Annotated in this window: 9 protein-coding genes and 1 tRNA gene; 1 reads left to right on the top strand and 9 read right to left on the bottom strand. The window is 47.4% G+C overall.

Annotated features, from left to right (window positions below; genetic code table 11):
• Positions 1–76: 76 nt before the first annotated feature.
• From BLV85_RS13020 to BLV85_RS13010, 3 genes are read right to left on the bottom strand one after another with little or no spacing between them, the layout of a single operon-like run.
• Positions 77–2,521 carry an AAA family ATPase gene (locus BLV85_RS13020; protein WP_090415672.1) on the bottom strand — a complete coding sequence of 815 codons (2,445 nt, stop codon included), beginning with the start codon at positions 2,519–2,521 and terminating at the stop codon, positions 77–79.
• A gap of 1 nt (position 2,522) precedes the next feature.
• Complete coding sequence (locus BLV85_RS13015; RefSeq protein WP_090415671.1) at positions 2,523–3,572, bottom strand: hypothetical protein; 1,050 nt, start codon at positions 3,570–3,572, stop codon at positions 2,523–2,525.
• Between the two features lie 10 nt (positions 3,573–3,582).
• A complete protein-coding gene (locus BLV85_RS13010) occupies positions 3,583–4,812 on the bottom strand; it encodes an endonuclease domain-containing protein (protein ID WP_090415670.1) in 1,230 nt (409 codons plus the stop codon).
• A gap of 263 nt (positions 4,813–5,075) precedes the next feature.
• Between BLV85_RS13010 and BLV85_RS15520 the strand changes: the two genes are divergently transcribed.
• Complete coding sequence (locus tag BLV85_RS15520; protein ID WP_218132846.1) at positions 5,076–5,642, top strand: hypothetical protein; 567 nt, start codon at positions 5,076–5,078, stop codon at positions 5,640–5,642.
• A 111-nt stretch (positions 5,643–5,753) separates the two neighbouring features.
• Here the strand turns inward: BLV85_RS15520 and BLV85_RS13000 are convergent, their stop codons facing one another.
• The 6 genes from BLV85_RS13000 to BLV85_RS12975 all read right to left on the bottom strand — a co-directional run.
• Entirely contained in the window at positions 5,754–6,101 is a 348-nt protein-coding gene (locus BLV85_RS13000; RefSeq protein ID WP_090415669.1) for a BolA family protein, read from the bottom strand.
• Between the two features lie 455 nt (positions 6,102–6,556).
• On the bottom strand, positions 6,557–6,778 hold the full coding sequence (gene infA, locus BLV85_RS12995) for a translation initiation factor IF-1 (protein ID WP_090415668.1): 222 nt from the start codon (positions 6,776–6,778) through the stop codon (positions 6,557–6,559).
• A gap of 932 nt (positions 6,779–7,710) precedes the next feature.
• Positions 7,711–7,786 (bottom strand) — tRNA-Lys (locus BLV85_RS12990).
• Positions 7,787–7,839: 53 nt separating this feature from the next.
• Positions 7,840–10,044 carry a VanZ family protein gene (locus BLV85_RS12985; protein WP_090415667.1) on the bottom strand — a complete coding sequence of 735 codons (2,205 nt, stop codon included), beginning with the start codon at positions 10,042–10,044 and terminating at the stop codon, positions 7,840–7,842.
• 3 nt (positions 10,045–10,047) lie between these two features.
• Complete coding sequence (locus tag BLV85_RS12980; protein ID WP_245725219.1) at positions 10,048–10,743, bottom strand: hypothetical protein; 696 nt, start codon at positions 10,741–10,743, stop codon at positions 10,048–10,050.
• A gap of 186 nt (positions 10,744–10,929) precedes the next feature.
• On the bottom strand, positions 10,930–11,079 hold a 150-nt coding region (locus tag BLV85_RS12975), incomplete at its 5' end, for a transposase (RefSeq protein WP_176973882.1).

Below are 11,079 nucleotides of genomic sequence, written 5' to 3'. Positions count from 1 at the left end.
TTGCGTTCTTTTGAATATCGTGTCATTGTTTATTCCTTATCGCCCCCGAATATTAATTAAAAATTAGACACGACAACTATTCTGACACAGGGGGTAATGCATGGCCCCTGTTTAATTGAACGAGAATAGAAATTGCCTTTCCAAGAATGATAATTCGAGTTCTATCCAGGCCTTGATCTTTGTAGCCCATAATTTTTCCCAGGGAAAAGGCTGAATGATTGGCCAGTTGTTCACATTCTCCGGATGATAAATTCTCCAATCCCTTGGGCATGATGGGGATGTTCAACGAACGACCTTGTCCTTCAATGGCCCCGGGTGTGTAAACGACCACTTCGATTTTGTCGCGTAACGCTTTACGCATTTGGGCGCGTGCTGGGTCTGAGACAGGGGTGCGCCATGCTTCGTCTTTTGCATAGCTGCACAGATCGCCTTTTCTGTCCAGCAGAATTGCCGGAATACCTTGCAGCAGCAATTGCTCGATAATATTCAAGGCCAAAGTGGTTTTGCCGCTCCCGGATCCACCAAGGAAAGCAGCGTGGCGCACGAATTGAGAAATATCAACTTCGTAAGGGGCGGGTTGATAACCCTGAGTCAGGCCTATTTTCAGCCGTGATGCATCTGGCGGTGATGGTTGCGGATCTGCATGGGTAGGAGGATCCTGTTGCGACCGTGAGTCGTCGGTTTGGGAGGATGAGATATCTGTAATAACCATAAGCTGCTGAAAGTCCATAAGCTGCTGAAATGAAGGCAAGCCGAGCACTGGCCGTTCGTTTTGCAGCCAGTGCATGAAATCAGGTTGCTGTGCATATTGCTCGCGAAACGATTCCATGGCGACCATCGTGCGCCAATCGGCATCAGAGACCAGTACTTTTTTGCCGCCATTGGCTACGAATTCACCCAGCCGGATGGCAATCTTGGTCTTTGGGTCAGCGGGAAACTCAACAGACCGGATGGCGATGGCTGTGCGTTTGCCCGCCATCGTTTGCAGTTTGCCGATCTGTTTTGCCAGTGCGCCACCTTGCGGGGATTTCTGGCATAGCCCTATGGTTGCAGCGAATACAGTATTCTCCGCAGTATTTCGAATGTCTATATCCAGAAAATCTTCCCGTTGCACGATATTGCATTCGAGGGAATGACCCAATTCAGTGGCGCAATGCTCAAGCATGCGTCCAAGTAACTGCAACATTTCATTCTCACTCTCAGGCACGGGATGCGGGCAAGCAAGATAATCATTCCATAATTGATCTATGGGTGAAGGCTTTGGTGAGGGTTCTGGATCAGACTCTGGTTTTATTATTTCAGGCAATTGTGGCGGTACACGGTTTCGAATTGAATGCTCACGTTGCTGGCGGCACCAATCGAGAATTTGGCGTGTGGGCATGCCGACTAGCAAAGCGGGGGTTTCATCCCTGAAGGGGAAAATGGATTCGTCTGAATCGGAATCGGAATCAATTCCATGACTGTCGTAAAGATCCTGCAGCCGTATGCCAATCAGCTTGCGTATTTCTGCTTCGCTACGCTTTCCATGGAGTATGATCGGATCGGGATCTTTTTCTATTCGATCTCTTTGGGGTTTTGGTAAACGACTTTTGAGCAGGCTGTATATATCTTCCAGGCATGCTATTACAACAATTACATTGGGAATCTCAGCCAGCTTGGTCATCTTTTCCATTGCACGCTGGAATTTGATTTTGGCATCCTCTGCAAGATGAATATCTTCCAGTTGATCGAGACAGATGACAAAAGCCCCTGTGTCGATAGCCCGCATCAAATGTGCCAGCGCTTGTAATAAACGATCGGGATCGTCTTCCTGAATACGCGGCGTGATATTGCCAAGCATTTTGCAATCATATTCCGACATGTTCTCGCAGCGCAGATATTTGCGGATTCTTGCGTGGGTTGCAGGTTCATCATGCTGCAGATAGAGGAGTGCGCGAATCAAATCGAGATCGACACTCCGAAATTGTTCACCTTCCTTATTCAGAATGTCATCGGCAATTTTATGAATCAAATCATTCAGCTCATCGCGATTCAGCTCACCATTACGCAGCTGTTCGATGTCATCCTGTGAGACAACATGTCGTCTTTCGATCAACGCATTGGATAGATGCACAAGCCCCGTCATGTTGCCGCTGATTGCGCAATAGGGTTTGTCGAGAGAATCTATCGTGTAATGAAGCGCATAGCTTGCATAATTGGAAACAGATGAGGTCATTTGCATATAGGCAAAATATCCCAATCCCTTCTCATGTGTCTGGTTGCGAAAGGCACGCATGAGATGTGTTTTTCCAGCTCCGGAATCCCCCAACAGCAACATGATGCGTCCCGAGTCTGTTTGCTCGGTGTCGCTGATACGATTCAACAATCGTTCAAAGCAGTCACGGCTTTCCTGATGGATATTTTCGATATCATAGGGATCGGGTTGCCAAATCTGGTTGTGATGGGTAATGGAATGAAAAATTTCTTCCTTTATACGGGAACAAAAAATCTTCAAATATTCTTCTTGTGGGATTCCAGTCATTTTATGGTTCCAGGCGTATGAAATGGAAAATTGAATTCAGATAGGAGGTCTCCGATGCCGAAACAGCATTCTGATCCATGGCATAAGCAAGATCTGCACGGCTCAAGTTGATCAAGTTCTTGTTGTTGGCAAGTGCAAGGTGATGCTTAAACTGCTTCAGGTCCAATCCGAATGTATTGCCATCGAGTTCCATTTGATGCCAAACATGAGAAATGAATACTTTGTTGTCACCGAATTTTCCGGTTTGACTGCGTTTGGCTGACTGCATTACCTGGTTAGCAAAGAATTCTAAGTTGAATGGCTCAGGTTGTGGGTCTGGAAATGGTTCGGGCAGTTGCGAGGGTTTTTCTGTGGCTGTTCTGAGAATTGCCAGACGCAGCTCTTCCGGGCTTATGCGCCGTGCACTCACTGCCTTTGCGGCAAGTTGTTTCAGCGCGGCATCCCAAGGCAATTCGCGTTCAGTTCCCAATAGGCTATTCAGAAGCAAAGCAATAACTGAACCCATCGTAAAAGGTCTGGAACGTGTGGCATTGGAAGCCGCCAGTTTATGCTGCAGATTTGTAGTGGCCACGGGCTCGGCCAATTGTTGCCAAAGGAGGCTATCTCGGGCTTTGGTCAGGGAAGGATAAGAACCAGCAGGAAGCCGGAACGCATTAACCAGAATGCTTGCTCGGAGGCCATCAGCGCTTGTGATGGAACGGCGGTCACGTTCATTGATTGGGGCAGGCAATTTCAATAGGGAAGCAATCAAATAGCAATTTTTCAGTGTCAGCCAACGTGTTGCGGGAGGCAGGGATTGCAGCCCCAATTTCTGAAGTGCCAATTTCTGTCCTGCGGCTGAGATTTGAAATCGTGACTTGCCTGTTTGATTCAACAGCCCGCGCTCGGCTAGTTGCTGCAATGCTTGCAGCCATTCATTGTTCGAGGGCGGCTGATAGAAAAAAGGGTTTAACGATTTTTTTATTTCGCTGATTGCCAATCCGTTATCTGGACAAGCCAGGAATCGAATTGGAATAAGCTCTTGAAGAGCCAGACTTTCGATTGTAACCATTATTGGTTTCCTAGTTTATTATTTGGCGGCGGTGTTGTAGCGCCTGACGAACAGCATCAAGAATTTCATCAAGCCGGGAAACGACGTCTTCGGCCAGGAAGCGTAAAACAAGTATGCCATGCATTTGTAATATAAAGTCCTTCCGCCGATCCCGGCGCCAGGATTCTGAGTCCTGAAAATGATAATAGCCATCTATTTCCAGGGCTATTTGATCAGAAGTGGCAAATAGATCGATTTCCATCGGCCGATTGCCAAATTTAAACGGCATTTTGACATTTAACTGGAATACACCACGTGTTTCTGGCACCCACTCTAACATGTGAAATAGAAATTGTTCAGCTTGACTGCGAGCGAGAGATGGATCATCCTTTTTTTCAGCAATTAGCTGGAGTAATGATTTTGCCTCCTCATATAATTGTGTGGGTGCGCTATATTGCTGAAGAATTCGATCCGTTTTGTCGGGCAAGGTGCCGCGAGAATCTGTATGGGAACGTGTCTCGATAACGCTCTGACGTAACATGGCTTTTGTTCTTGATTCAGGTGCCTTTGTGCAGTAGTTTTCAAAGTGTGCGGGCATGATCGATAATGCAATTGGCATTTCTGGTAGGCGCTCTGCAATCTGTGCCAATATCCGAATGAATGGCCGCTGTAATAATTCGTCATCAGTCACTTCCACGAGCAGGCCGGGTAGAATTGCCGCTGGCAGTAATTCAGTAAAAGTCATGATGCCTTGCGCGAGATTCTGGTCATCTTCCAGTTGTATGGCCTGTGCCAGATTTAATGTCAGGTCAGGTGTCAATTCACGAGACAAGGTTATTTGTGTCAAAAACCACTTAAGAAGCAATGATCCTTGTGTAGTCAACTGAACGGGTAATTGCTGTTGAAAAATATCCAGTTCATAGCTCGATTTGTTTGCCAATTTAAGGATGAGGTCTTCTGGAGCGTAATGACTGATCTTTGCTAGATATAACAACAATTGATACTGCAGGTCGGGCCTTGCAAGCAGCTTTTCTAACCAGCTTATTGACAGCGGTTTGGTCATTCTTGGCGTCCAGATGACCGTGTCTCTGCCTTCTTGTTGTATCCAACGGCACCATATTTCTTGAGTGTCATTCAAAGTGCCCGTCAGAACTGTTAAGACCGGAGTGCCTTGACCGCGTCTTTGTGAATGTATGGCGAGATGGGTTTGTGGCGGAATCTTGGAATCAGCCTGCCTGGTTTGGAATGTACGTTTCAACATCTGGTTTTTTGAAGTGAGTCAACAAAGGAAGCGTTTGCCAATTGATTCATTGGGCATAAAAAATCAGCGTGTCTGGATGGTAAAGGAGCCATTGGAATCATCATTTTAATGATGCCGAAATTTACAAGTCTGCGCACAATGGTCAGGTTGGCGCACGGATTGTGGGTGTACAATCGATAGATGGTATCGAAGTGATAGCCTAAAACAGCATCGCTGCCTGATCAATTATCGGTGTCTAAAATTTAGACTGTCCAGAATAATCATTGCCGGCAGGTGAGTTAGCCCTGTTATTTGCAGATTATCCACAGGCTTGTGCACAGGAATTGTGGAAAAATGCATCAGAATCGTTTACAGGATATTTTTTATCTTCTTCTTTGTTCATGTGTGGCGGCATCCAATACCGGGGCAATAAGATATATTTCCCGCAGCCAGGGACCAAGCTGCCAATAAAGCTTCGTCACGGCGATGTGGTTTGGGTGCTTTGGGGGAAACGTCGGAATGAAGGCCCGGGGAAGTTTCCAAATGGTGGATGGGCGCGACTCGATTCAATCAAGGCGGGCAAGTGGAAGCCTTGGCATCCCAGGCCGGTCTTGATTCCTGCCGATAGTTTTATGGAGAAAGACAACGAAAAGCGGTCTCATTGGCTAGCGTTGGAATCCGGAATGATGATTCAGGCGCTACTAGCCGAGCGAGGTGGCGAGAAGAGGGTCTATGTGGTGACTGAAGAAACCCCTCTGGAATACCGTTGGATACATGATCGCTGGCCGCGATTGGTGCGAGTGGCGGAGATTGTCCCAAAAAGCGGCAACCAAGAGTCGCGGGCAAGGTGATCTGCGCCGGGTGAGTTGATGGGCTGACCTATGCTCTTGGTATTGAGTGCGGTTTCTGTGTCATGCTCGCCGCCAGACCCTCTCTGAAAGCGTTAAAGTGAAATAAGTTTTCTACATGACCGGATTTCTGCGAGGATGGGCTGCCATTGAGGCATGGGCTCCCCCAAGACATGGTGGAGATTGGCTGAGTGTGCCGCTTTTTTCAAGCCATTCCTCGGTGGTCATTGTATGCAGCACAAGCGCATGAATGGAATGAGCCAGCTCATCCGCCAGAGCTTTATTAACCATTCGATGACGAGTGATCAGCATTTTCCCATTGAATTGATCAGAAACAATTGTTACCTTGAAATGGGATTCCGATCCTGTGGCGACATTATGCATATGACTTTCATTGATCACTTCCAGAAATTGCGGTTGCAGGGATTGCAGCTTGGTCTCGATTAAGTTCTTTATCTTCATAATATTTTTCTAAGTTATTCTTGGCAAAGAGTGCAAAATTATGCTACTCAACGCATTGCCTGCCTACGGGGCATATGATTAAAGAAAGGACAAAAAGTGCCATAAATCCCCCGCCATAGCCAGGGTGCTTGGTCTGTGCCCAATGCTGCGGTGACAGTAGCCGCCAGAAGCAGGGTGTGCTCGCGCACCATGAAACCGGCAAGGGATTATTATCCCAATAAGGAGTGGGTGCAAATAAACTTGCGATAATGCCGCATTTTGATTTCAGAAGCTGCAATGCGTCGCTCGGAAGCGTCTTTTCAGGAATTGCCGGTTGCAGAGATTGGCTGAGAAAAATGTTCAGTTTTGGTAGGCCAGCACATGTTCGCACGGTAGACAGAAATAGCTGGAGTCTGCACCGGTTTTACCCGGGTTATTTCAACCTGCATTGGACTCCGCTATATCAGCAACAAGGCCTAATTTTTCATGCGATAGTTAATGCGGCCTTTGCTTAGGTCGTAAGGCGACATTTCCAGTTTGACCCGATCACCCAGTACTATGCGTATCCGGAAACGGCGCATTTTGCCCGATGTATAAGCTTGAATTTCTTTGCCGTTCTCCAGTTCAACGCGATAGCATTGGTTGCGTAAAACGTCGGTGACTCTTCCTTCCAGTTCAATAAGCTCTTCTTTAGCCATAACAGTACCTCTATATTAATGAACAGTGTTTTAAAACATCTATTTTAGTGACGATGTTTTAAATCAGGAAAGTTCTGAATAAGTTGGCTAGGAGGCTGTCCGAAAATAGACTGATCTACTGCGGACGAACCTGCAGGCTGGATTTTTCGATCCTTTTGCCAGCTTCACCCTCGCTATTCTCGGACAGCCTCCCAGCGAGACAGACGCAAGGCAGAACAAACTTTAGAGTTTGTATGCAGTCAACAAGCCTTTTGAGTCTGCTTTGAGCCTGGATTCTTCGGCTGGGTGGGCTTGTGATGTGCGATTTTCAAGATATGGAGGCACGATTTAGGTTGCAAGTTGTGTAGCTTCAAGGCATTGCAGCGTCGCCCTCGCCCTGAAAATCGTGCATTTCAGCCCGCAGCATTGTCACCACCCGGGTGATTTATGCAGATCGCCGTTGAGACTTTGTCTCACAATATGTTGGCCACGAGAGATATCGGCCAACTGACGAGTCCAGCTTAAAATAGCCTGTTGTTGCTGACTATATGACTTATTCAGTCATTTCCTAAAACAAATTTTTAAATATCTAATTTGCATCAAATGGATATGAGTGTCGCACGTGTAGCTTTGATAAGAATATTAAGCGACACTATTTTGTCAGATATGTACTAACGCAGGGATTGCCGGCTTGTGCCAACAACATTTATGAATATTTTTGAGAGCTAAAAGAACAAACTCGCATCAGCGAGTCTGCTTTTAATTAATTCAAACGTTGGTGTTACACTGACACAACATTTGTTGCTGTTTGATTTTTAATAAAATATTATACACCAAAATTGACCTGGCCGCTTCCCTATAGTTCGCTGGTCATTGTGCAGGCTATCAGTTGGAAATTTTGCGGGAATGAAAAAAGGGTTGCAAGTCATGACTTGCAACCCTTTTGTTTTATCTGGTAGGCCGTGCGAGATTCGAACTCGCGACCAACGGATTAAAAGTCCGCTGCTCTACCAGCTGAGCTAACGACCCGAAGCCCAAGATTATACCAATTCATCTCGCGTTTTGGAACACCATCTTGTCATTTAGGTAGCATTCTTTGAAAAATATAGTGACTTCACTTTCTGATAGCTGTGAATGCCTGTACCGACGATCAGAATAAAACCGCCCTGGACAAGACACCAGCGCATGAATAATTCCATCTCGGACAGGAGCTGTTTGCGATCAGGGCCGAGCAGGAATTGTGTGCCGGAGAAAGTATTGTCGTATTTCTGTACTTCTGGCTCTAGCCCAAGGGCGAGTAACCACCAGCCAATAGGTAGCAGCATGGCGGAAAGTAACATGGCATAAATGAGATGGGTGCCATGGCCGATGGCGCGCGAGAAAATAACTGCATTTAAGCAAAGCACGAACAGCAATAGATAGAGATAAAAACCTCCTCCCATTCCCAACGCGCCTTCGCGCGCGATCAATTCATTCAGATTGTCAGTGGATGACCAGTCAAAGGCAATACCTTTGGCTAGCCATAGCCAGGGTAGGGCGCTGGTTATCAATACGAGCCCTCGCTTAGGGTGTGATTTACCCTGTGAGTGGAGGTGCAGAAGGCATAGGATAATTACCAAGAAGATTAAAAGCGGCATATACAAAGCCGTATAGCGAACCGGTCTTTCAAGGGTGGAGACGAATGTTGGGCCAACCCATTCAAAGATATGGCGCCAGCTTTCGCCCCAGATATCGCGATTGGTAACAAACCAGTAAAGATTATTCGAACCGGCAATGTCGGCAATGCTTTCCTGAGTCACGCTGATCGAGAGCAGGCCAATGCTGATGAGGCTCGCCAGGAATGCCCAGCTTGGGAGACTTATGTATGGTCGCTTACTGGAAAGTTGTTTGTCACTTACCCATGCTGCCCCAAGCCCGATCCACAGTAATGCCAGGACGAAAATGAGTATGAATAAGGGGTTGCCATCAAATAAAAATAATTCTTTTAGATTGTAGGGAATACCGGGCAATCGCAAAATCAACCAGAATGTTCCGGTAGTCGCCACTATTATCAGTATGAGGGGCGGCCAGTCGTGGAGATTTGGTTTGCTGCGTATATAAGCAGATTGTCCGCGAGGTGGCGTAGCGGTTGCGGGGGCAGCAGCCCGGAAAGCGGGATACCTGACAGGGTAGCGCGATTCAATGCGTTTCAATTCCATGAAAACCCAAGCGATCAATCCTATAAGCAGTGGTTCGGTGATGTCTGCGGTGCGGCCCAGTAATGCCATTTGGGTTAGTTCGATTAAGATTGACCAAACGAGTAACCCCAGGAAAATTCCACGGAAGTTTCCACCTAGATGCGCTGCCAGCCACAGTAAGGCTGAGTAAATAAAAAGTGAGAGTGTCAATGCTGTGGCATTGGTGCGCATCGACCCTTCCAGCATGGTGGCGAAGGGCAGTAGACTGAATGCACCGCCAGGCATGTAAACAAACGGTGTCAGCGCATGTAGGGTCCATGCCGACCATAACGACCAGAAAGCGACCATGGGCATGATGCGTGGCTGATTTTGCAGCAGGACAAGACTGACGAGATAGCCTGTCAGCAATCCTGTTGTGGTCGGGGTATCGAGCACCTGATCGATAATGACGATTTTCCCGGCCAGCACAAACAGTACTATCGTCGTTAGCCAGATTATTGGCCTGGCTGTGATCAAGTTGACGAGGGTGGCAATCGTTAGCAAACCCGCAGCGTGCATCCATGCGGCAGGAAACGAGAAATCAAAGACCTGCAGTGGTTTAACCGCATCCTTGAATTGTTGCCAATCCAATGCGGGTACAAGCGGCAGTAATTCACTGAACAGCCACAGAAGGATTAACGTTACGGGAACGATGGTTTGGGGGCCCAAAGATGGCAGAGTTGTTAGCCAAGACCAAGCATATCGCCTGGCAATCAAGCTTAAGCCAAGACCTCCTAGCATGCCGACCATATTCCAAACTACGTCAGCCATTGCGGCAGAGCGGGTAGGCAGCCAAATCTGCAAAATCTGAAGAATGAAGGAAAGTGTGAAGCCTGAAGCAAGCAGCAGAATGAGGCGATAATTTCTATCGCGCGCATTGGCGGTTATCCAACCGCCAATAAAACCGAATGGCGCGAATAAAGCGGTATTTCCCAGTAGATCACTCAGTGATGTTACCCATTTTCGATCCGCCAGAAACTCCGCCAGGGCATCAGGTCCGGCATCCGTAAAATTGCCGGGGTAAATCGAACCGTAAGTGATGAGTAGGGCAATGACGAGTAGTATTTTCATACATCAATGAGCAAAGCAAAGATGTCGATTTCGTATATTGTCAGCCCGGCACGATTTAATCGAAAGAATGGGTAACCATCCAGGTGAATAATCGTAAGCATACGCACCGAAGCGACTGTCATCCGAATGTCCAGAAAAATCCAGCTCCCATTCCGGGAAAAGTTTTACCAAGGGGCGGTTGGCAAAAACAGCATTGTTGGCGATCCACGGGATAGGTAATGATGGATCATTGTGGCCGGCATGATAGATGCCCGTGTTTTTTGCTACTACGGTATTGAAGAATATCGCAATTTCACGCGGCTTGTCATGGTGCGGCTGGAAGCGTATGGCGCCTCCCATATGGTTGACGAATAAATTGTTGTAGAGCGCAATCCGTCCTTCACCCTGAAACAGGGATTCCTGTGGGTTCTGGTAGAAAAAATTACTGTAAACGAGATAGCGGTCGTTTGCACCACGCCCCGTGAGCGGCCAATGACCCAGCAGGACATTGGGTCTGGGGCTGCTTGGGTTGCGAGGCGGGTCTGCCTTGCTAAAGACATTGTGCCGGATAGTCGTGACCTGGTCGCCCGCCGGCATGCCGGCAAGATTCGGCCGGGGCTGCTGGTGCTTGATTTGCAGGTTATAGCCCAGAGTTTGGGTGATAAGATTGTATTCAATCAGTCCCGCGATAAAGGGTGCGCTGCCATCTGAATTGCCCAAATATATTCCAGTTCCTGCGCCTTGGATGATGTTGTGGCGGATCGTCCAGTTCCAGGCTGGACATTTGGTCGAGATACCGACAATTTGTTGGTTATGGTCATGGCGATGAATCACTAAACAACCACCAGCTAAAGCTGGTGGGTTAGTGACAATGACTAAAGTCAGGATACGGGTCTTAAGACCCGTTTAGCTTTCGGTTCTGAAATTATCATCACCTTTAGGTTCAAAATGATGCTCCAAATAGTTTTGAATCATTTCTTCTGTCAGTTCTCCTGATGTTACACAAAAGTATCCTCGCGCCCAAAAATGGCGCCCCCAGTAGCGTTTTTTTAAGTC

The sequence above is a fragment of the Nitrosomonas halophila genome, from assembly GCF_900107165.1.
Lineage (GTDB): Bacteria > Pseudomonadota > Gammaproteobacteria > Burkholderiales > Nitrosomonadaceae > Nitrosomonas > Nitrosomonas halophila.
The sequence above is the reverse complement of the archived record's forward strand: the minus strand, read 5'-3'. Positions and strand labels throughout refer to the sequence as shown.

Bases quoted from the DNA above. Each gene is read 5' to 3' on its own strand.
- infA (WP_090415668.1), bottom strand. From the start codon at position 6,778: ATGGCTAAAGAAGAGCTTATTGAACTGGAAGGAAGAGTCACCGACGTT.
- BLV85_RS13015 (WP_090415671.1), bottom strand. From the start codon at position 3,572: ATGGTTACAATCGAAAGTCTGGCTCTTCAAGAGCTTATTCCAATTCGA.
- BLV85_RS13010 (WP_090415670.1), bottom strand. From the start codon at position 4,812: ATGTTGAAACGTACATTCCAAACCAGGCAGGCTGATTCCAAGATTCCG.
- BLV85_RS13020 (WP_090415672.1), bottom strand. From the start codon at position 2,521: ATGACTGGAATCCCACAAGAAGAATATTTGAAGATTTTTTGTTCCCGT.
- BLV85_RS12985 (WP_090415667.1), bottom strand. From the start codon at position 10,044: ATGAAAATACTACTCGTCATTGCCCTACTCATCACTTACGGTTCGATT.
- BLV85_RS13000 (WP_090415669.1), bottom strand. From the start codon at position 6,101: ATGAAGATAAAGAACTTAATCGAGACCAAGCTGCAATCCCTGCAACCG.